The organism is Amycolatopsis sp. NPDC058986 (genome assembly GCF_042741125.1).
GTDB lineage: Bacteria > Actinomycetota > Actinomycetes > Mycobacteriales > Pseudonocardiaceae > Amycolatopsis.
This window is the reverse complement of sequence record NZ_JBHYJW010000001.1, coordinates 300904-324932: the sequence shown is the minus strand read 5'-3', so window position 1 is coordinate 324932 and position 24029 is coordinate 300904. Positions and strand designations below refer to the sequence as shown.

Annotated in this window: 2 protein-coding genes; both read right to left on the bottom strand. The window is 69.9% G+C overall.

Features of this window, described 5'->3' with window-relative positions:
• Nucleotides 1–29: 29 nt before the first annotated feature.
• The gene (locus tag ACFW0G_RS01455; protein ID WP_378322644.1) at nt 30–239 is read right to left on the bottom strand and encodes an MbtH family protein; all 210 of its coding nucleotides are present in this window, start codon (nt 237–239) and stop codon (nt 30–32) included.
• Nucleotides 239–24004 carry a non-ribosomal peptide synthase/polyketide synthase gene (locus ACFW0G_RS01450; RefSeq protein ID WP_378322643.1) on the bottom strand — a complete coding sequence of 7922 codons (23766 nt, stop codon included), beginning with the start codon at nt 24002–24004 and terminating at the stop codon, nt 239–241. The genes ACFW0G_RS01455 and ACFW0G_RS01450 overlap by 1 nt, the downstream gene beginning before the upstream one ends.
• Nucleotides 24005–24029 lie beyond the last annotated feature (25 nt).

Genomic DNA, 24029 nt, shown 5'->3' with positions numbered 1-24029 from the left:
GTTTCAGACACGCGAGTTACGTGGTTTGGTCAGGACTCCATGGCCTTGATGAGGGACTTGGGGCGCAGGTCGGTCCAGTTCTGTTCGACGTAGTCGAGGCAGGACTGGCGGGTGCCGGGGCCGAAGGCCGACGTCCAGCCCGCGGGGATCTCGACGAACTCGGGCCACAGGCTGTGCTGGCCCTCGTCGTTGACCAGTACGTGGAAGGTGCCGTCGGGGTTTTCGAACGGGTTGGTCATCAGTTCTCCTTCTTCGTGAGATCGTCGGCGCGCCGGATGAGCGCGCCCAGTGCCCGGAACCAGGTTTCCGCCAGATCCCGCACCGACTCCTCGGTCACCACGGCGTCCGGCCACGACCAGTACGCGCCGAGCTCCGGGCCGCCCGCGCGGTCCTCGGTCAGCGCGTTGACCGTGAGGCTGTGTGTCACCGGCTTCCCCGGGTCTGCTCCCAGGTCGGCGGCGTCGGCTTCCGGCGCGTACGACCAGTCCGTCGCTTCCGGATGGCCGAACCGGCCCATGTAGTTGAACTCGATCTGCGGCGCGGGCAATCCGGCCAGTTCGCGACCGGTCTCCGGGTTCAGATAGCGCAGCAGGCCGAATCCGACGCCGGACGCCACCAGTTCGTCCAGATGAGACCGGACCCGGTCGAGCGCGGCACCGGCGGCCGCGCCGCCCGCGAACGCGTCGGCGAGATCGACCGGGCCGGCGTCAAGACAGACCGGGACGACGCTGGTGAACCAGCCGACCGTCCGCGACAAATCCGCGCCACCGGCCAACTCCTCCTCGCGGCCGTGGCCTTCCAAGTCGACCAGCACCGCCGTGGCCGCTCCCCCGCCGTGACGCTGTCGCCAGTCCGCGACCGCGAGCGCGAGCCCCGTGAGCAGCACGTCGTTCACCGTGGCCCGGAAGGCCGCGGGCACCCGGCCGAGCAATGGCCCGGTCAGCTCCGGCGGCAGGGTGAGCGACAACGACCGCAGCGTCCCCTCGACGTCGCGGGTGTGGTCGAGCGGCCGGTCCACCGGGATGGGCGCGCCTCCGCTCAGCACCGACTTCCACCGCGCCAGCTCGGACGCCCGGGTCGCGTCCACGGCACGCTCGGCCAGTGCCTCGGACCAGCGGCGGAACGAAGTGTCCACAGGGGACAGTTCCGGGGTCCTGCCCGCGGAGACCGCCTCCCACGCGGCGGCGAGGTCGGGCAGGATGACACGCCACGACACCCCGTCGATCACCAGGTGGTGGATCAGGATCAGCAGCCGCCCCGGCTCCTCCGGACCGGCGTCGAACCAGGTCGCGCGCAGCATCGCGCCCGCGTCCGGGTCCAGCCGATCCCGCGTCGCGCGGGCGTGTTCAGCGATCACAGTGTCCAAATCGGACACCTCCGCGACGTCGACCCGGTCGATCCAGTTCGCGACATCCACCGGCCCCGGAACCCGTAGCGCCCATTCGTCGGGCGCACGATCCAGCCGCGCGCGGAGCATCGCGTGCCGGTCGACCACCGCTTGGAGCACAGCGGTCAGCCGATCGCGATCGAGACTCGCCGGAGTACGAAGCAGCGCCGCTTGATGGTAGCCCGCGATCGGGCCGCCCAGCTCCCGTATGGCGTGCATGATCGGCGTGAGGCCGACCGTGCCGGTCCCGTCGTCCCGCGGCCCGGTCGTGGCGGTGACTTCGGTGGCGACGTCGGCCAGCCCCGCGACCGTCCGGTACTGGAAGACGTGCCGAGGGGAGATCCGCAGACCGGTCGCCCGCGCCCGGCTGACCAGCTGCATCGCGACGATGCTGTCGCCGCCGAGCGCGAAGAAATCGTCGTCGACACCAAGTCCGGGGACGCCGAGGACTTCGGCGAACACCGCGCACAACGCCTTCTCCCACGCGGTCTCCGGTGCCCGGCCCGACACGAGTTCGCGGTAGTCCGGCTGCGGCAGCGCGGCCCGGTCGAGCTTGCCGTTCGCCAGCACCGGAAGCGCGGGCAGCACCACGAACGCCGCCGGGACCAGATAGTCCGGAACCGTGTCGCTCACGTAGGCGCGCAGCTTCGCCGAGTCCACCGTGGATCCGGCGAGCAGGACCACGTAGGCGACGAGCTGTTTCAGCCGGCGCCGGTCCTCACGCACCACCACGACCGACCGCGCGACCGCCGGATGCCGGTCCAGCACCGCTTCGACCTCGGCGGGCTCGATCCGGAACCCGCGGATCTTCACCTGGTCGTCGGCGCGGCCGCCGAAGTCGAGACGGCCGTCCTCGGTCCAGCGGGCGAGATCACCGGTGCGGTACATCCGGCCGCCCGCGTCGCCGAACTCCGCGCCGAACGGGTCTGCGACGAACCGCTCGGCGGTCAGCCCCTGCCTGCCCAGATATCCCCTGGCCAGGCCCGCCCCGGCGAGGTACAGCTCGCCCGTGACACCCGGTGGCACCGGGCGCAGCGCGCCGTCGAGCACATAGGCCCTGGTGTTCGCGACCGGCCGCCCCACGAGTGAGCGTGTGCTGTCCGCGATCCTCGCGACCAGCGCGTCCACAGTGGATTCCGTGGGGCCGTAGAGGTTGAACGCCTCGGTGCCGTCCAAAGTGGCCAAACGATGCCACAGCTGTTCCGGCACCGCCTCGCCGCCCACCCCGACGACGGCGAGCGGGCAGCGGTCGCCATCGAGCAGCCCCGCCTCGGCCATCTGCGCGAAGAACGACGGCGTGACCTCGATGAAGTCGAACCCGTCCCGCCGGATCATCGCGGCCAGCAGCTCCGGATCACGCTGTGCTTCCTCGTCGACGACGTGCACGGCGTGCCCGTCGAGCAGCCACAGCTGCGGCTGCCAGGAGGCGTCGAAGGAGAACGACCAGGCATGGCCGACGCGCAGGTGCGTACGTCCGGTCTTCGCGATCGCCGGCCGGTACAGCGTCTCGCGATGGCTGTGAAACAGATTGGCCAGGCCACGGTGGGTCACCACGACACCCTTCGGAGTCCCTGTCGAACCGGACGTGTAGATCACGTACGCCGGGTTCTCCTGACGTAACGGTTTCCACCGGTCCTCATCGGACAGATTGTGAGCCGGAAGGTCCAGCATGGACAGTTCCGGCAACGACAAAGTGTCCACTTCGGATGTCGTGAACGAACCGGACACCGCCGGATCGGTGAGCAGCAGCCGGGGACGTGCGTCGGCGAGCATCGCCGTGAGCCGTCCGGCCGGGTAGGCGGGGTCGAGCGGCAGGTAGGCCGCCCCTGCCTTGTGCACGGCCAGAATCGCGAGCAGTGTTTCCGCCGACCGGGGCAACGCCAACGCGACTACCGTCTCGGGTCCGGCACCGCGCTCCACGAGCGCCCGCGCCAGCCGGTTGGCTCGCGCGTTCAGCTCCGCGTACGTCCACGACGTCGTCCCGCTCACCACCGCCACCGCGTCCGGTGAGCGGCGGACCTGAGCTTCGAACAGACCGGCCACTGTGGACGGCTCGACCTCGGCCGCGGTGGCGTTCCAGCACTGGACGATCCGCCGCCGCTCGGCGGCACTCAGGACGTCGACCGCGCCGATCGTCCTGTCCACATCGGACACCAGGGCACGGAGGACCAGTTCCATCGCCGTCAGCAACCGCCGCGGCACGGCATCGTCGAACAGGTCCGCCCGGTATTCGGCGGTCAGCTTCAGCCGCTCGCCCGGCTCGACAGCCCAGGTCAGCGGGTAGTGCGTGGCGTCTTCGTGCCGGACGATCTCGGCACGCAGGCCTTGGCCGCCTTCGGGTTCCTCGGCGCCAGGATAGCTTTCGAACACGATCAGCGTGTCGAACAGCTCGCCCAGCCCGGCGGTTCGCTGGATGTCGGCGAGCCCGAGGTGCTGGTGCGGGATCAGCGCTGACTGCTCGTCCTGGAGCCGGTCGAGCACCTCGCCCACCGTTTCCGCCGGGTCGAACCGCACCCGGACCGGGACGGTGTTGATGAACAGGCCGATCATCCGGTCGGCTCCGGCCAGTTCCGGCGGCCGTCCCGCGACGGTGGCACCGAACACGACGTCGGTCCGTCCGGTGAACCTGCCGAGCAGCACCCCCCAGGCCGTCTGGACGAGCGTGTTCACCGTCAGGCCCCGGTCACGAGCGGCCGCTGTGAGCGCCCGAGTGTCCTCAGTGGACAATTCGAGCGCACGCCGGTGGGGCAGTCCGGGAACCCGCTGAGGATCGGCGGGCACCAGGTGCGTCGGTTCGCCGAGCCCGTCGAGCGCCGCGCGCCAGGCCTCCTCGGCTGCCTCGGTGTCCTGGTCGGCCAGCCAGCTCAGGTAGGCGCGGTACGGCAGGGCCGGGGGCAGCGCGTCCCCGTGGGCGTACAACGCCAGCAGTTCGGCCAGCAACTGGGGAACCGACCAGCCGTCCAGCAGCAGGTGTTGGTGCGAGAACACGAGCCGGTACCGGTTCTCGTCCAGCTTGACCAGCAGGAACCGGAGCAGCGGCGCGGTCGCGGGATCGAACCGCCGTCCCTCGTGGGCGAGCTCGTCGGCGAAAGTGTCCGTAGTGGACAGATCAGCGTACCGCCACGGCACCTCGACTGCGCGCGGTACGAGAGCCACCGCCCGGCCCGAATTCAGGTAGCGGTAGCTCCCCCGGAGGTTCGGATGCCGCTCGACCAGTGCCTGGACCGCGGCCCGCAGGCGTTCCGGAACCACCTCGCCGTCGAGGTCGAAGGCGACCTGAACGGTGTAGACGTCGGGGCCGTCGGTGTCCATGGTGGCCAGGAACAGCAGGCCCGACTGCAGCGGTGTGAGCGGCCAGACCTCCGCCGTGTCCGGTGCGAGTGCCCAGATCTCCGCACGTTCCTCTTCGGTCAGCTCCAACAATGGCCGACCGTCCTCAGTGGATGGTGCGGAGAGCCGCTCCGTGGCAGCCTCGGCCAGCCCGGCGACGGTCCGGTGGCGGAACACGTCACGCGGACTCACCACCAGACCCGCGTCGCGGGCTCGTCCGGCCAGCTGCATGGCGATGATGCTGTCGCCGCCGAGCCGGAAGAAGTCGTCGTGGATCCCGACTTTCGCCAGCCCGAGCACGTCGGCGACGATCCCCGCGAGCGTGGTCTCGCGCGGCGTCCTCGGCAGGTCGTCGGTGACCGCGTCGGCGAAGTCCGGCGCGGGCAGAGCCCTGCGGTCGAGCTTGCCGCTGGGCGTGAGCGGCAGTTCCGCCACGGGCACCACCGCTGCCGGGACCATGTGCTCCGGCAGCACCGCGGCGGCATGCGTAAGCAACACGGCCTCGTCGGTAGCGGTGCTGAGCACCACGTACGCGACTAGCTGTCGCTGTCCCGGCCGATCCTCCCTGACGACCGTACGTGCTTGCGCGACAGCGGGATGTGACGCGAGTACGGCATCGATCTCGCCGAGTTCGATCCGGAAGCCACGGAGCTTGACCTGGTCGTCGGCTCGGCCGAGAAACTCCAGGTGGCCGTCGCGGTTCCAGCGCGCGAGGTCGCCGGTGCGGTACATCCGCTCCCCGGGTGCGCCGTACGGATCGGCCACGAACCGTTCGGCGGTGAGCTCCGGCCGCGCGAGGTAGCCACGGGCGAGCTGGCTGCCTGCCAGGTACAGCTCGCCAGGCACCCCCGGTGGTACCGGCCGCAACGTCGCGTCGAGCACGTAGGTCCGCGTGTTCCACACCGGACGTCCAATAGGGACGGTTCCTGAGGTCGCGATGTGTGCCGCGGACGCCGTGACGTCGACGGAGGCCTCGGTCGGGCCGTACAGGTTGTGTAGCTCGGCGTCGAGCACCTCGGAGAATCGGGTGACGACGTCAGGGGGCAGCGCTTCGCCACTGGCCATCACCTGCCGCAGGCCACGGCACCCGGCCGCACGTGGTTCGGCGAGGAAGACTTCCAGCATGGAGGGTACGAAGTGGACAGTGGTCACCTCGGCCCGCTGGATCAACTCGGCCAGGTAAGCCGGATCCTTGTGCCCCTCCGGCTTCGCCACCACCAGCGTCGCGCCGGTGATGAGCGGCCAGAAGAACTCCCACACCGAAACGTCGAAGCTCGACGGCGTCTTCTGCAGCACCCGGTCGTCCGTGGACAAACCGTACTCGGCCTGCATCCACATCAGACGGTTCACGACGCCCGCGTGCGGGATGACCACCCCCTTGGGGCGGCCCGCCGAGCCCGAGGTGTAGATGACGTAGGCCGGGTGTCGCGGATCGACGTCGACCGCCAAATCGGTCCCGCCGTAGGAGGCCGACTCAGCGAACGGGATCAGGTTTTCCAGCACGACCACTGGGGTGGCCTCGGCCACCATCAGCGCGCGCCGCTCGGCCGGGTAGTCCGGGTCGAGCGGCAGGTAGGCGGCGCCCGCCTTGTGGCTCGCGTACAACGCGACCACCAGCTCCACCGAACGCGGCAACGACACGGCCACGACCGACTCGGTGCGCACACCGTGGTCGATCAACCAGCGTGCCAGCCGGTTCGCCCGGGCGTTCAAGTCCGCATAGGACACCCGCTCGTCCTCGAACACCACCGCCGTCGCATCCGGAGTCCGCGAGACCTGTGCCTCGAACAGTCGCGGCAAGGAGACCGCGGGGACCTCCCGGCCTGTCGCGTTCCACTCGGCCAGCAGCGCCTGCTCGTCCTCGCCGAGGACATCGACCGCACCGATCCGTGTCGCCGAGTGGGTGGCGATCTGCTCCAGCACCCGGAGCACGCGGCCGCCCAGTTCAACCACCGTGTCGTGGTCGAACAGATCCGCGCTGTACTCGATGGCGCCGGAGATCCCGCCGTCCGCCGCGTCTTCGAGGAAGCCGAATTCGAGGTCGAACTTCGCGACGTCGTGGTCGAAATCCTCCCGAGCCGCTGTGACACCCGGCAGGTCGAGACCGCCGGTACCCGCGGGCAGATGCACGACCATGACCTGGAACAGCGGGTGACGTGCCAGCGACCGCTCCGGGTTGACGGCCTCGACGAGCCTGTCGAACGGCAGATCCTGGTGCTCGAACGCGGCGAGGTCGGCTGCCCGCACGCGCCGGAGCACCTCGCCGAAGGCCGGGTCATCGGAAAGGTCGGTCCGCAACACCAGCGAATTCACAAAGAACCCGACCAGGTCCGCGAGCCGCTCGTCGGACCGACCGGAGACCGGTGCGCCGAGCAGGATGTCGGTGCCCGCGCCGAGCCGGTGCAGCAGGACCGCCACCGCGGCCTGCACCAGCATGAACATGCTGACGTCGTGCTCACGGGCCACCGCGCGGAGTCGCTCGGCCAGCCCGGCACCGATGGGGAAGGTCACCGTGCCACCGCGATGGCTCGCCTCCGCCGGACGCGGACGGTCCGTGGGCAGCGCCAGCTCCTCGGGCATCCCGGCGAGCGTGTCCCGCCAGAACTCCAGCTGCCGGACCATGACACTCGAATCGTCCTCTTCGGACCCGAGCATTTCACGTTGCCACATCGCGTAGTCCGCGTACTGCACAGGCAATGGTGTCCACTTTGGAGTGTCGCCGTCGAGCCGGGAGCGATAGGCCGTGGCCAGATCCGCCAGCAGCGGCCGCTCCGACCACTCGTCGGTGACGACGTGGTGGAGCAGGATCAGCAGTACGTGTTCGCCGGACGGCAACGCGAACACCCGCACCCGGACCGGCGGCTGATCATCGAGGGCGAACGAGACGGACGCCTCACCGGTCAGACGGGCACGCAGCCCCTCCTCCGCGATCGACTCGACCGCGAAATCGAGTTCCACGGAGTCGAGCACGCGTTGGACCGCGACACCGCCGTGCGTCTCGAAGACCGTCCGCAACACCTCGTGCCGCGTGACGACGTCCCCGAACGCCACGCGGAGCACGTCGACGTCCACTGGCCCGGTGAGCCGCCAGGCAAGCGGAATGGTGTACGTCGCGGTCGGGCCTTCGAGCTGGTAGAGGAACCACAACCGCTGCTGCGCCGCCGACAACGGCACGTGGCCGGACCGCGCGACCGCGGTCAGGGCAGGCCGGGACTCCGCCGGTACGGCGAGCGTCGTGGCGAGCCGCGCGACAGTCCGCGCGTCGAACACCTGCCGGATGCCGACCTCGATGTTCAGCGCCGTGCGGATGCGCGCGACCAGCCGCATCGCCAGCAGCGAATGGCCGCCCAGAACGAAGAAATCGTCATCGGGACCGACGCTATCGACGTCGAGCACGTCCGCGAACAGGGCGCACAACGCCGTCTCCCGCGGTGTGGCGGGAGCGCGGCCGCGTCCCCCGCCGAAATCCGGTTCCGGCAGCGCCGCGCGGTCGAGCTTGCCGTTCGGCGTCAGCGGCAACTCGCCCAGGACGAGGATCGTGGACGGGACCATGTGCTCCGGCAGGCTCGCGCTCACTGCCGAACGCAGTTCTTCGGTGTCTACTGTGGACTCGGCGATGACGTAGGCGACCAGCCGGTCGTCCTTGGCCACGACGACGGCGGCGGTGACCGCAGCGGCCGAGGTGAGCGCCGCTTCCACCTCCCCGAGTTCGACCCGGAAGCCTCGGAGCTTCACCTGGTGATCGACCCGGTCGAGGAACTCCAGCACGCCGTCACCGCTCCACCGCGCGAGATCACCCGTGCGGTACATCCGCTCTCCCTGCGCACCGAACGGATCGGCCACGAAGCGTTCGGCGGTGATCCCCGGGCGCGCGAGGTAACCGTGTGCGAGCTGGACACCCGCGAGGTACAGCTCCCCCGCGACGCCCGGCGGTACCTGCCGCAGGGCGGCATCCAGCACGTACGTCCGCGTGTTCCACACCGGACGTCCGATCGGGACGGTCGAGCCCGTAAACGGGGCGGTGGCGCGGTATGCGGTCACGTCGACCGAGGCCTCGGTCGGCCCGTACAGGTTGTGCAGCTCGGCGTCGAACACCTCGGTAAACCATGTCGCGAGGTCGGCTGGTAGGGCCTCACCGCTGCACAACACCCGACGCAGGGCGTCACACCGCGCTGATCCGGGTTCCTCCAGGAAGAGACGCAGCATGGATGGTACGAAGTGGACGGTCGTCACGCCGGCCCGCTGGATCAACTCGGCCAGATACGCCGGATCCCGGTGTCCCTCCGGCTTCGCCACCACCAGCGTGGCTCCGGTGATGAGCGGCCAGAAGAACTCCCACACCGAAACATCGAAGCTCGACGGCGTCTTCTGCAGCACCCGGTCGTCCGTGGACAAACCGTACTCGGCCCGCATCCACAGCAGACGGTTCACAATCCCGGCGTGCGGCACCACCACACCCTTCGGACGCCCCGTGGAACCCGACGTGTAGATGACGTACGCCGGGCACTCGGGGTCGATCTCCACCGCCAGGTCGGACTCGTCGTGGTCCGCCGACTCGGCGAACGGCGTCAGATCGTCCAGCACCACGGCCGGAGTGGCGTCGGCCAGCATGAAGGCGACACGCTCGGCCGGATAGTCCCGGTCCACCGGCAGGTAGGCCGCACCCGCCTTGTGAATCGCGTACAACGCGACGACCAGCTCCACCGAGCGGGGCACCGACACCGCCACCACCGAGCCCGCACCGACGCCACGATTCACCAGCCAGCGCGCCAGCCGGTTCGCGCGAGCGTTCAGGTCCATATAGGACACGCGCTCGTCCTCGAACATCACCGCGGTCGCGTCCGGAGTCCGCGTGACCTGCGCCTCGAACAATCGCGGCAAAGCAAGCGCGGGCACGTCGTGGCGTGTCGCGTTCCAGGACTCCAGCCGCGCCCGCTCGTCCGCGCTCAGCACGTCGAGGTCACCGAGTCGCGACGCCGGGTCCGCCGTCACCTGGGCCAGCAGACCGGCCAGCCGGGCGAGCAAACTCTCCGCCGTGCGCCGGTCGGCGCGATCGGCGGCGTACTCGAGCATCAGGGCACAGCGGCCCCGGGCTGCCTCGTCCACCAGCGTGAAGTGCAGGTCGAACTTGGCGGCGCCCTGGTCCGGTTCGAGCCATTCGGTCGCCATGCCGAGGACGTCGGGGTCACCGTCCGGCCGATAGTGATAGCCGACCATGACCTGGAACAACGGGTTCCGGCCGGGGAGCCGGACCGGGTTGAGTTCTTCCACGACCCGTTCGAACGGCAGATCCTGATGCGAGAAGGCGGCGAGATCCGTGGCCCGCACCCGGTCGAGGAGTTCGGTGAACGTGGGTTCCCCGGAGACGTCGGTCCGCAACACGAGTGTGTTGACGAAGAATCCGACGAGGTCGTCGAGAGCCGCATCGGTGCGACCCGCGACCGGGGCGCCCAGCGGGATGTCGTCGCCCGCGCCGAGGCGGTGCAGCAACGCCGCCACCGCGGCCTGCAACACCATGAACAGGCTCACCCCGGACTGCCCGGACAACGTCCGGAGGGCGTCGGCCAGCTCCGCGGGCAGCTCCAGCGCGACCTTGCCACCCTGCCCACCCGGCACGGCGGGACGCGCTCGGTCGAGCGGGAGCGGGATCTCCTCGGGCAGGCCGCGCAGCGCTCCGATCCAGAACGCCAGTTGCTCCGCCCCGTTATCAGCCAGGAAACGCCGCTGCCACAAGGCGAAATCCGCGTACTGAACCGGCAGCGATGTCCACTGAGGACGGTCATCGGTCAGTCGCGCCCGGTACGCCGTTGTCAGGTCGTCCAGGAAGGGGCGGTCGGACCATTCGTCGGTCGCACTGTGGTGCAGCACCATCGCGACCACGTGATCCTCCGCGGCCAGGCGCACCACATCGATCCGCGCGGGTAGCTCGGCGGTCAGGTCGAATCGACGGCGGGCCACGAAATCCAGCCGTGTGTCGAGGTCGGTTTCAGGGCATTCCGTCACAGAGAACGGCGGTTCCGGAGTGTCCACAATGCACTGATACAGCGTCCCGTCGACGTCGGTGAACACCGTCCGCAGGACCTCATGTCGTTCCAGCACATCGGCAAAAGCGGCTCGCAGCGCCTCGACGTCCAACGCGCCACGCAGCCGGACGACCAAGGGGTACGTGTACGCCGCTCCGTTCCCGTCCAGCTGTTCGACGAGCCACAAGCGTTGCTGCGCAGCGGAAAGCGGAATCCGCTCAGGCCTGACGGCCGCGACCACGGCGGGCCGGGCGGGCGCCCCGGTTCCGGCACGCCCGGCGAGGAGGGCGGGAGTCGGGGCCTCGAACAGATCCTTGATCGCCAGTTCGGCGTCCAGTTCGGTGCGGGCCCGGCTGATCAGCCGGGTCGCCAGCAAGGAATGTCCGCCCAGATCGAAGAAGTTGTCCTCGACGCCGACCCGTTCCAGCCCGAGGACGTCGGCGAAGAGGGCGCACAACGTCTCTTCCTCCGGAGTCTCGGCCGCGCGGCTTTCCGTGAGCGTGACCGCCGGTTCGGCGTCCGGCAACGCCCGGACGTTGAGCTTCCCGTTGTCCGTCAACGGCAGGCTGCCGAGTGTGACCAACGCGGCGGGAACCATGTAGTCCGGCAGTTCCCGCTTGAGTGCCTCGCGCAGTACCTGGACCAGCTCGGCTCCCCCGCGCGAGGCCGTCGGGCTGGTGGCGAACCGGGCGAGGTTCGTCCCGGTCGCCGCGGGGACGTAGAGGCCCGAAACCGGTCCGTCCGAAGCAGACAGTCCGGAGTGGACGAACACCGCGTCGAACACACCATCGGCACCGGTCGACCAGGTCGTGTGCACGCCGTAGCCGAGCCGCTCTCCCAGCCGATGCACGGCTTCCGGCTCGACGCCGCCCCCGGAGTGAAAACGGTCGAGCACGTCGAGCAGCGAGGCACCGGCGTCCAGCGCGCGCATCGCCTCGAATTCGGCGGTCAACCGGGCGTCCGGAATCCGAGCGACGCGCAGCAGTTCGGGCGACTCCGTCAGCTTTCGCTCCAGCTCGGCGAGGACTCCCAGCTCGCCCCAGAGGATTCGCGGAGCCTGGGCGACGGACAACGAGTCGACGGGATCCTTCGTCAGCACGACGTCGTAGCGGTACCGGCTCAGCTCGTTGTGCAGTGCAGCCCGCTTGATCCGGACGTGGACGTCGACGCCGCCGAGCGTCGGCCCGAGCGCGGCGAAGTAGTCCGGGTCGATCAGGAGTTCCTTCTCCAGCGCCGCGGCCCGTTCGATCGCCCGCCGCAGCCGCGCGACGTCCGAGGTGGCATCGGCCCTGGTCAGCTGGATCGCGGTGTGGAAGGACCTGGCCAGCCGCAGGTTCCGCACGTCGCCGACGAACAGTGAGCCGCCGGCGGCGAGCAACTCGGTCGCGGACCGGAGGACGTCGGTCAAGTAGTCGACACTCGGGAAGTACTGGATCACCGAGTTGAGTACGATCGTGTCGAAGTGCCCGCGCGGCAGGCCGTCGAACACGTGCGCGGGCTGCGCGCGTAGCGTGATCTTCGCGGCCAGCTCCGGCTCCGTCGCCAGCTCCTTGGTGAGCTTCGCGATCACCGGCGCGGCCAGGTCCGTGCCCCAGTACTCTTCGGCGACCGGCGCGAGCTGTCCCATCAGCAGCCCGGTACCGACGCCGATTTCCAGCACCCGGCGCGGTTTCAGCTCGCTGATCCGGGCCACCGTGGCGGACCTCCACTCACGCATGTGCGCCGGCGGGATCGGTTCACCGTCGTAGCTGGAGTCCCAGCCGGCGAAGTCCTCGGTGAACAACGCGGTCGGGATCTCGGTGTACTCGTCGGAATAGATCTGCTGCCACTCCCCGACCTGCTCCGCCTCGGCCGCGTCGCGCGCGTCGCCGCTCAGCTCGGCGGGCACGACATAGCCGACGAGCCGCTGCAGGCCCGGCGCCGAGGGATCGGGACGGGCGATGACCGCGGCCTGGGCGACCTGCGGATGCCGGGTCAGCGCGGTCTCGATCTCGCCGAGTTCGACCCGGTAGCCGCGGATCTTGACCTGGTCGTCGGTCCGGCCGAGGAAGTCGAGATTCCCGTCGGGGCGGCGCCGGACGAGGTCACCGGTGCGGTACATCCGCTCCCCCGGCGCACCGTACGGATCGGCCACGAATCGCTCCGAGGTCAGGCCGGGGCGGTTCAGATAGCCGCGGGCGATACCGGTGCCCGTGATGTACAGCTCACCCGCGACACCGTCCGGGACCGGCCGAAGCCAGGCGTCCACGATGTAGGCGCGGGTGTTCCAGATCGGCTTTCCGACAGTGGGGGTGTCGCTGTCGGTCGTACCGCCGCCGAGCGTGTTGATCGTGTACTCGGTCGGGCCGTAGAGGTTGTAGCCGTAGGTTCCCTCGGTGTCCCGCAACCGGTTCCAGACCGATTCGGACACCGCCTCGCCGCCCAGCAGCACGAGCGCCGGCCGATGACTGCCGTCGCCGTCGTCCAGCAGGCCCTCTTCGATCAGCAGATGCGCGTAGGTCGGCGTGACGTTCACGACATCGATCCGGTGTTCGTCGCAATAGGACACCAGCGCGCGGGCATCGCGTCGCAGTTCCTCGTCGCAGACATGCACTTCGTGACCTTCGACCAGCCACAGCAGCTCTTCCCACGACATGTCGAAGGCGAACGACACGGTGTGCGCGATACGCAGCCCACGGCCGCCCGCCGAGGCGATCGCGGGGGCGAAGATCGCCTCCTGGTGGTTCAGCTGCATGTTGGTCAGGCCGCGATACGGAGTGACGACACCCTTCGGCTTCCCGGTCGAACCCGAGGTGTAGATGACGTAGGCCGGGTGTTCCATCCGGTCGGCGCGATCGCGCGAGAACAACGGACGTTCCGCGTCGGTGATCTCGCCACCGTCCAATGATGACAGTTCGGCGCCGACCTCGGCGGTGTCGAGGAGCACGCGGGGTATCCCCGATGGGAGTGCCGCGGCGACGTCCGAAGTGGACACCAGGCACAGCGGCTGCGCATCGTCCAGCATCATCGCGAGCCGGTCGGCCGGATAGTCCAGTTCGAGCGGCAGGTACGCCGCGCCGGTACGGAGCACCGCGAACAGGGCCACCACCATGTCGATCGACCGGGGCAGGCCGAGCGCGACCACCTGTTCCGGCGCGGCTCCCCTGACGAGCAGGAGCCGCGCCATCCGGTTGACGCGGGCATCGAGTTCCGCGTAGGTCAGCCGTTGCTCACCGAAGACGAGCGCGATCGTGTCCGGCGTCCTGGCCGCCTGCCGGGCGAGCAGGTCCGCGACCGTGTCGGCGATCATCGGGTTCTCGCTGGACGCCCAGTCCGCCGCCAGTTCCGCGCGACGTCCGGCCGAGAGCGTATCGAGTGCTCCGACCGGCGCGGTGAGGTCGCCGATGAGTTGCTCCACAAGCGAAGTGAACCGGCCGAGCACATCCTCGACGGTCTCCGCGGCGAAGACATCGTCCCGATAGGACAGTGTGACCCGCAGCCGCGAACCCGGGGTCACCACGAGTGTCAGCGGGTAATGCGTCGCGTCGATGTTGACCATCTCGGTGATGCCGTGCCGATGCCGGAGCCCGGCGAGACGATCATCACCGTCGGCGTTGCGCAGGACGAACAGCGTGTCGAACAAGGTCCGATGGCCGGACTCCCGCTGGAGTACACCGAGGCTCATGAACTCGTACGGCGTCAGGTCCATCCGCTCGGCCTGGACGCGGCGCAGCAGGTCGAGCACGGATTCGCCGGGGCTCAGACGGACCCGCGTGGGCACCGTGTTGAGAAAGAGCCCGATGGTGCTCTCGATGTCCGGGACGGCCGCCGGGCGGCCAGCCACCGCGGCGCCGAACACGACGTCCTGACGGCCGGTCATGGTGGACAGCACGAGCGCCCAAGCCGCGTTCAGCACCGAGTTCACCGTGAGACCGTGCCGCCGGGCCTGCTCACGCAGCCGGTCGGTGAGTTCCGCCGGCAGCAGGGTGTCGACCGCTACCGGGGTGACCGGCTCCCTGCCCTGGGTGTCCGGGCCGATAAGGGTCGGCTCGGACAAGCCGGCGAGCGCGTCCCGCCAGGCTCCGGCCGCGGCCTCGACGTCCTGTTCGGACAGCCAGGACAGGTAGTCCACATAGGAACCTGCGGCGGGCAGGGCACGGTCGTCACCGGACAGTTCGTAGAGCGCGAAGAGCTGCTCGATGAACAACCACGCCGACCAGCCGTCCCACAGCAGGAGGTGACGGTTCACCAGGACCCGGTCACGGCCCTCGCCGAGCCGGATCAGGGTGAGCCGGAACAGCGGCGGCACGGCCAGATCGTACCTCGTGGTGCGATCCTGCTCGACGATCTCGGCGAGCCGATCCCGGCGGTCCGCTTCGGACAGTCCGCTGAGGTCCACTTCGGACACCGGTGAGGCGAACTCGGCGGTGACGAACTGGACCGGGCCACGCAGGCCGTCGCTGGTGAATCCGGCCCGCAGGCTCGGTGTGCGGCGCAGCATGGCCGCGCACGCGGCCCGCAGCCTGCCGGCGTCCAGTTCGCGGTCGAAGTCGATGACCTCTTGGATCGTGTAGATGTCGACGCGGGCCTGGTCGTAGCTGGAGTGGAAGAAGAGGCCTTCCTGGAGCGGCGACAACGGCCAGATGTCGACCAGGGGGTGAGCGGCCAGCCCGGTGACGCGGTCGATCTCCGCCTGGTCGAGTTCGGTCAGTGCCAGGTCCGACGGGGTCAGCGTGACCACTTCCGCCGTGTCCGCCGCCGCGAGCGCCCGGAGTGCGTCAAGCCAGCTCTCGGCGAGCGCGACGGCGTCGGCCGGACCGGCGAAGGTGGCGACCAGGCGAGGCCCCGCCTCGGTGTCCTCGCAGGTCACGCCGACACGCAGAGTGTGCTCACCGGCGGGCGCCGACGTCTGCCGCACGAACGACCAGTCCTCGCCGCCCATCGGGACCCGGCCCACGTAACGCAGGAGGACCTGAGGCCGCGCCGACCGCGCGAGCAGCGGAGCAGTCTGCGTGTTCAGGTACCGCAGCAGCCCGTAGCCAACACTGTCCGGCGTGGTGCGGACGATCTCCTTGACCTGCTTGAGGATTTCCAGCGGCTCCCCCACACCGGCCAGCCGCACCGGACGTGCGTCGTGTACCGCGCCGACCGTCCTCGCCATCCCGCGCGGACGGCCCTGGACCTCGACCAGGACGTCCCCGGCTGCCTGTTTCAGGGCCGCCAGCAGCACGTCCGTGACGTCTACGCGCACGACGTCGGGCAGGACGTCGATGATCTTCTCGGTGTCCTCAGTGGACAACGCGACTGTGCGTTCGACCTGGTTCCCGGTCTCGGGCAGGGGTTCCGTGCTCGTGAGAAGGTCCGCCCAGCGTTCGAAGTCGGCGAGCGTCTGCGGGCTGTGAGCCCGTTCGGCGATCCGCCGGGCGTGGGTACGCAGCGAAGTCTCGATCGAGTCGAACGCCGGTCGGCGGCCTTCGCTGACGGCCGCCCACGCCACCGCGAGGTCGTCCGCGATCGTGGGCCACGACCACACGTCCAGCAGCAGCGGATGCGCGACGAGAAGCAGTTCGGCCTCCGCGTCGGACCACACCGCCTGGAGCAGGATACCCGCGTCCGGGTCAAGCCTGGCAGCGGCTTCGGCGAACGTTTCGTCCGTGATTTCGCCACGTCGCAGCAGATCGGCCGCGGACACCGCGCCGATGGGCTGGGTTTCCAGCGACCACAGCACGGACGCGACGCGGGTACGCTTGAGTCGCAGACCGTCGTGGTGGTCCAGCACCGATTGCACAGCGGCGGCCAGTGTCTCGATGTCCGCCGCGGCAGGCGTCCGGAGCACGACGGACTCGGGCACCGCCGCGTCTCCGAGTTCGCGCAGGCGATGCGCGGCGGGCAGCAGCGGAACGTCACCTACACCGTCCATATCGGACGGTGATGCGACAGTTTCCAGTAGTTCCGCAGGACCGCCCAAGGCGGCGAGCGCGGCCGGGGTGCGATGGTCGAACACGTCCTTCGGGCTCAGTGCGAAGCCCGCCTTCCGGGCCCGGCTGGACACACTGATCGACGAGATGCTGTCACCGCCGAGCAGGAAGAAGTCCGCGTCGGCACCGACGTCCGCCAGCCCGAGCACCTCGGCGAAGATCCCGGCCAGTAGCCGTTCCCTGCCGTCGCGGGGTGCGGCGACCTGGCCGGTTTCCGGAACGGCGGGTGCGGGGAGCGCCCGGCTGTCGAGCTTCCCGCTCGGAGTCAGCGGGAACTCGTCCAGCACCATCAGCGCACTGGGCACCATCGGCGCGGGCAACGCCTCGGACAGCGCCGTCCGCAGCGGTGTGACCTCGGCGGATCCGGTCGCGTAGCCGACGAGCGCGCCGTCGCGAGCCACGACCGCCGCCGCTGTCACCCCCGGCTGAGCGGCGATGACCGCCTCGATCTCGCCGAGTTCGATCCGGTTGCCGCGGATCTTGACCTGCCGGTCGGTACGCCCGAGGTACTCCAGTTCGCCGTCGGCGCGACGGCGCACCAGGTCGCCGGTGCGGTAGAGCCGCCCGCCGGGTTCGCCGAACGGATCGGCGACGAACCGTTCGGCGGTGAGCCCTGGCCGTCGGTGGTAGCCCCTGGCGAGCTGGACACCGGCGAGGTACAGCTCGCCCGCGACGCCGTCGGGCACCGGCCGGAGACAGGTGTCGAGCACGTGGAGGCGGGTGTTCCACACCGGACGTCCAATGGGGACGGTCGTCCCGGAACCGCCGTGGCAGGCGAAATACGACACGTCGACAGCGGCCTCGGTCGGGCCGTAGAGGTTGTGCAGCGGGACGCCGGTCAGGGCACGCCACCGCTCGGCGGCTTCGCCGGGCAGTGCCTCACCGCTCGCGAACACGTGCCGGAGGTGATCGGCCCAGCGTGGATCGTCCGTGACCTCCTCCGCGCCAAGGAAGGCGGTGAGCATCGACGGCACGAAATGCAGGGTGGTGACCCGCTGTTCGCGGATCAGCCCGGCAAGGTAGGCCGGGTCGCGGTGACCGTCCGGCTTGGCGAGCACCACCGCCGCGCCCTCGCACAGGGCCCAGAAGAACTCCCACACCGAAACGTCGAAGCTCGACGGGGTTTTCTGCAGTACCCGGTCGTTTCCGGCGAGGCGGTACTCGTGCTGCGTCCAGGCGAGCCGGTTCGCGATGGCGCGGTGGGTGACCACCACACCCTTGGGCCGTCCGGTCGAACCGGAGGTGTAGATCAGATAAGCGGCGTTGTCCGGATCCGGCGGCGCCGGGACGGCATCGGGCGCTTCCGGGCCGGTCACCGGCACCGAAGTCACACCTTCGACCACGGGAACCCGGTCCACGGTGCCGGGTTCCGTGACGACGAGCTTCGCACCCGAGCCGGTGAGCATGAACGTCAGCCGGTCGGCCGGGTAATCGAGGTCGATCGGCAGATACGCGGCGCCGGATTTGAGCACGCCCAGCAGCGCGATCATCAGTTCGGCCGAGCGTGGGACGGTGACTCCGACCACGTGCTCCGGACCCGCTCCCAGCGCGCGCAACCGCCGCGCGAGTGCGTCCGACTGTGCGTCGAGCTCCGCATAGGACAGCTCCGCGCCTTCGAAAATCACTGCGGGGGCATCGGGTGTCTTCGCGACCTGATCCGCGAAGGCGGAAACCAGGGTGCGTTCGGGGATCGTCACCGCGGTCGCGTTGATCTCCGCGACCCGTGACAGCTCAGACGGTGATGCGATGTCCACATGGGACACGAGTTGATCGGCGTCGGCCGCGATCGTTTCGAGCACACGGAGGAATCGTTCGGCGAGCCGTTCCGCCGCGTGCGCGTCGAGGCGAGCCGCGTCGAATTTCAGGCTGAAGTCCAGGGTCTCGCCCGGTGTGGCGATGAGGGCCACCGGGAAGTGCACGGCGTCGTTGACTTCGACACCGCTGACCATCAGCGCACCGCTCTGATCGCTGTCCCGTGGGTAGTTCTCGACCACCACCAGCGTGTCGAACAGCTCTTCCTGCCCGGTTCCGGCGAGGCGCTGGAGTTCGGCGAGCCCGAGGTGCTGGTGGTCCAGCAACGCCGTCTGCTCGTCCTGTAGCCGCCGCAGGACCGTCGTCAGGGTGTCCGAACCGGACCAGCGCAGCCGGACCGGAAGCGTGTTGATGTAGAGGCCGACCGCCGATTCGATGCCCGCCACCCCGGCGCCACGGCCTGAGACCGTGCTGCCGAAGACCAGGTCGTCGCGTCCGGTGAGCCTGCCGAGCAGCAGGCCCCAGGCGCCGTGCAGCAGCGTGCCGAGCGTCAGGCCGCGTTCCCGGCCGAGCGTGCCCAGCTTCCCGGTGACGTCTTCGCCGAGAGAGACGTGGATCTTCGCGGAACGGCGCGGAGCTGTCCCCCTCGGCGTCTCGACCAGCCGGGTGGGTTCCTCGATCCCGGCCAGCGCGTTCTCCCACGCTCGCCGGGCGGAGTCGGAATCGCGGCCCGCCAGCCAACGGAGGTAGCCCGCCCGCGAACTGGGGGCGGGCAGCGCGTCCTGGTTGTCGTAGCGGGCGAGGATTTCCCGCACCATCACCACCACCGACCAGCCGTCGGCGACGATGTGGTGGAAGGTGAGCGCCAGCCTGCTGCGGTCTTCGCTGATGCGGGCCAGCGTGGCGCGGAGCAACGGCGGCCGATCGAGCGCGAACCGGCGCGTCCGGTCGGCTTCGAGTGCCGCCGTCGCGCGATCCGGGCCGGGGCTGTCCCGCACGTCCACCTCGCGCCACGGCAGCTCGGCGTGTCCGGCGACGACCTGGACGACCCGGCCGTCGTCGAGCAGGCGGAAGCCGGAACGCAGCGACGTGTGCCGGTCGAGCAGGTCCTGCACCGCGCGGCGCACCGCCGTCGGGTCGAGCGGGCCGCGCAGGTCGAACACCTCCTGCACGGTGTACACATCGGACTCTTCGGTGTCGAACGCCGCGTGGAAGTAGAAACCTTCCTGCAACGGCGTCACCGGCAGGACTTCCTCGTACGCACCGAGCGCGTCGGCGTCCGCTGTGGACAGTTCCAGCAGCGGACTGTCCACGGCGGGCTCGGCGACCACCTCGGTGGCACAGGCGGCGAGCGCTTCCGCGGTGCGATGCTGGAACACCTGACGTGGCGTGATCACCAGGCCCCGTTCGGCGGCGCCGAGCACGAGGCGGATCGATTGGATACTGTCGCCGCCGAGCGCGAAGAAGTCGTCGTCCGCACCTGCCGAAGCAACGCCCAGCACCTCGGAGATCACCGCGCACAAGGCTTGTTCGCGCGGAGTGCGGGGCGCGCGACCACTGGCCAACGCCCCGAAATCGGGCTCCGGCAATGCCGCTCGGTCGAGTTTTCCGTTCGTCATCAAGGGCAGCCGGTCGAGCGCGACGAAGGCCGACGGAACCATGTAGTGGGGCAGGGCGTCTTCGACGCGGCTTCGCAATTCCTTCATCAGCCCGGCCGGATCACGGAAGACCGCGGGCACGTTGACGAAGGACGCCAGCGGCGCGTCCGCTCCGAGATAGTCGCCCCGGAGGTCCACAGTGGAATCCTCGTGGGCCAGCAGGAGGTCGAACGCGCCGTCCGTGTCCGGGCCGGACCAGGTCGCGACGCCCCGGTAGCCCGCCGCGGCGGCCAGTTCGAGGAGCACGTCCGGATCGGCGGGCCGCCCGGTCGCGGCAGGCAGCCCGGCACCGAGTCCGCGCAGCGCCGAAAGGTCGGCGGTCAGCCGATCGTTGGGCACGGCCGCGACGCGCAGGGTCTCCGGACGCCGGGTGCTCAGGTGCTCGGTCAGGGCGCCTGACGAGCCCAACTCGGCCCACGGTACGACCGGGCACTCCTGCGATCGCGCGGCAGTGGTCCGCAGGACGACGTCGTAGCGGTAGCGGCTCAGTTCGTTGTCGTACCCGGCGCGTTTGAGCCGGACATCCGCCTCGGCGATCCCGTCCGCATGCCGAGTCAGCGCCGGGAAGAAGCCCGGATCCACCAGTAGTTCGTCTTCCCAGCGGACAGCCGTGTCGACAGCGTCCAAAGTGGCCGAACCGGCACCGACCGCGACACCGGCCCGCAACGCGCGCAGCAGCCGCAGGTTCCGGACGTCGCCGACGAACACGACGCCGCCCGGGGCGAGCAGCTCGACGGCCTGACTCAGCACGTCGGCGAGGTAGTCGGCGCTCGGGAAGTACTGGATGACCGAGTTGAGCACGATCGTGTCGAAATGCCCGCCGGGGAGATCGCCGAGGTCATGGGCGGGCGCCGCGTGCAGCCGGACCTTCTCCGCCAGCTCCGGTCGTTCCGCGACCCGCCGCCGGAGGAGATCGACGACCTCTTCGGACAGGTCGAGCCCCCAGTACTCGTCGACGTCCGGGGCGATCCGGGAGAGGATCAATCCACTGCCCACACCGATCTCCAGCACCCGGCGTGGCCCGAGCGCCCTGATCGAATCCACTGTGGACTCACGCCAGGCACGCATTTCCTCCAGCGGCAACGGTTCTCCGTCGTAGGTGGAGTTCCAGCCGGTGAAGCCCTCTTCGAACGGGTCGCGGTCGGCGACCGAGTAGAGCAGTTCGTGCACACTCTTCCAGCGCTCGACCTGAGCGGCTTCCCGCTCGGCATCGCGCTCGCCCGCCGAATCGGTGGTGGGCACCACATAGGCGACGAGCCGCCGGTCCCCCGGGCTCACCTCGCGCGGCACCACGGCCACCGAGGCGACCGCGGGATGGGCCACGACGACCGATTCGATCTCGCCGGGTTCGATGCGGAACCCGCGGATCTTGACCTGGTGATCGGCGCGGCCGAGGAAGTCCAGCTCGCCGTCGGCGCGCCAGCGCACCCGGTCACCGGTGCGGTACATGCGTTCGCCGGCGCCCGCGAACGGGTCCGCCACGAACCGTTCCGCCGTAAGGCCGGCGCGGCCCACGTAACCGCGGGCCAGGCCACGACCGCCGACGTAGAGTTCGCCCTCGACGCCGACCGGCACCGGGCTGAGCGCGGTGTCGAGCACGTAGCACCGGGTGTTCGGGTCCGGGTGCCCGATCGGGATCGGGCCTGTCCAGTCCGCTTCGGCCGGCCAGAGCGTGGAATTCACCGTCGCCTCGGTGAGCCCGTACGCGGCGACGACGCGCAGGTCGCGGGCCCAGCGGGCGATCAGGTCCGGCGGCACGGTCTCGGTGCCCACGATCAGCGTGGCGCCGCGCGGCAGCGTGCACTCCCGCGGCAGCGCGGCCACCAGCGACGGCGGCAGGATCATGTGGGTCGCGGCGTGCTCGGTGATGTAGCCGGTCAGCTCGACGCCGGCGACGCGGCGGTGCGCGGGCACCAGGATCAGCCTGCCGCCGACGCACAGCGACATCACCAGATCCCACACCGTGACGTCGAATCCGACCGAAGCGAACTGAACAACCCGGCTGTCCGGCCCGATCCCGATCCGCTCGGTCGCCGTCACGATCAGGCTGCCGATACCGTCGTGGGACAGCACGACGCCTTTGGGGCGTCCTGTGGAGCCCGAGGTGTAGATGACGTAGGCGGCGCCATCCAACCTCAGCCCGCTGACGTCTACTGTGGATGAGTCCAGTGTGGAGAGTTCTGCACGCACCGAAGCGTCGTCGAGCAACACGCGGTCTACTTCGGACCCGACAGGCAACTGATCCGCAAGATCCACCGTGGACAGCATGAGACGTGCGCTCGCGTCGTCGAGCATGTAGGCCAGCCGGTCCTCCGGGTGGTCGAGGTCCAGTGGCAGATACGCCGCCCCGGCCTTGAGCACCCCCAGCAACGCGACCACGAGGTCGACCGAGCGGGGCAGCACGACCGCGACGACGTCCTCGGTGCCGACGTCGCGGGCCTGCAGCAACCGGGCGAGGCGGTTGGCCGCGGCGTCCAGTTCGCGATAGCTGAGCCGTTCTTCCTCGCACACCACCGCGACGGCGTCCGGTGTCTTCGCCACCACCCGGTCGAACGCCGCGGGCCAGGTCAGCTCGGGTGCGTCGGCCGGATCGGCGCCGAACTCCGCCAGTACCCGGGCGCGTTCGGCCGCACTGAGCAGGTCGATCCCGGCGAGCGGCTGGTCCGTCCTGATGAGCAGCGCGTCGACGACGCTGGTCAACCGGCGCTCGTGGCCGACGAACTCCGCCGGGGTACAGACCCCCTCCAGATCGATCCGCAGACCATGTCCCTCGCCGGAATCGGTGATCGCGACCGCCAGATCGGTCACCGGGCCCAACGCGAGAGGGCGGACCGACGCCTGAGCAGTCCCGAAAGCGAGGCCGTTGCCCGTGGTCAGATGATTGACACCGAGACCCACCAGGTCGTGGATCCCGCCGGGCACACCGAGTTCCTTCGCCAGCTCCTCACCGCGATACCGGCCGTGTTCGACCAGCTCGCCGACCTCGGCTGCCACCGTCTCGATCAGCTGCGCGGGGGTGTGTTCCGGGCGCACGGTCAGCCGCAGGGGCAGCAGGTTCGCCGTCATCCCCGGCCTGCCCCGTGTCGCCTCGTCACGTGCCGCCACGGGCAGGCCGAGCACCAGGTCTTCGACACCGGTGACCCGGTGGGCGTAGGCCGCGACCGCCGCGATCGTCACACGGGACAGCCGCGTGCCCAGATTCCCCGCGAGCTTCCGCAGCGCACCGGTGCGGGCCGCGGAGAGGACGAACCCGTGGCGGACCGGGGCACCGGAGCGTTCCACGAGCCGGACCGGATCCGGGCGCCCGGCCAGTTTTCCTTGCCAGTAGGCACGATCGGTCGCATGCTGCGCGGATTCCCGGTACGCCGCATCGGCGTCGGCGAGCACCGGGAGCGCCCAGCCGGGATCGTCGTCCGATCCGTTGTAGAGCGCCGCGGCCCTCCTGGTCAGCGCGAGCTGGCCGTGCGCGTCCATCACGAAGTGGTGGTAGCGCTGGAACCACACGACGTGCTCACGTCCGAGCATCAGCACCGCGTGGGCGGTCAGCGGGCCCCGCGCCGGGTTCATGCCCGTCCCCAGCCGGTCGGACATCCACGCCTCCGCGGCCACGGACGGGTCCGCCTCGCCGGTCAGATCGACGACGTCGACGCCGGCCGACGGCGCCACCGGGTACTGGACCGGCCTGCCGCCGGCCATTCCGGCCGTCACGTGCAGGCATTCCGCCTCGGTGACCGCGCGGCGCACGGCGTCGCGGAGCCGGTCCAGGTCGATCGCGCCACGGATCTCCACGGACCAGGCGAGCCCGAAGTCCGGGCTCGCCTGGTCGAGCTGGTGCGCGTACCAGACCCCGGCCTGCGCCGCGGTGAGCGGGAAACCGGGCAGGACGCCGCGGGTCATCGATGCCTCCACGGGGAACGGGGAA

Coding starts and splice junctions, on each gene's coding strand:
- ACFW0G_RS01450 (WP_378322643.1), bottom strand. CDS start 24,004: ATGACCCGCGGCGTCCTGCCCGGTTTCCCGCTCACCGCGGCGCAGGCC.
- ACFW0G_RS01455 (WP_378322644.1), bottom strand. CDS start 239: ATGACCAACCCGTTCGAAAACCCCGACGGCACCTTCCACGTACTGGTC.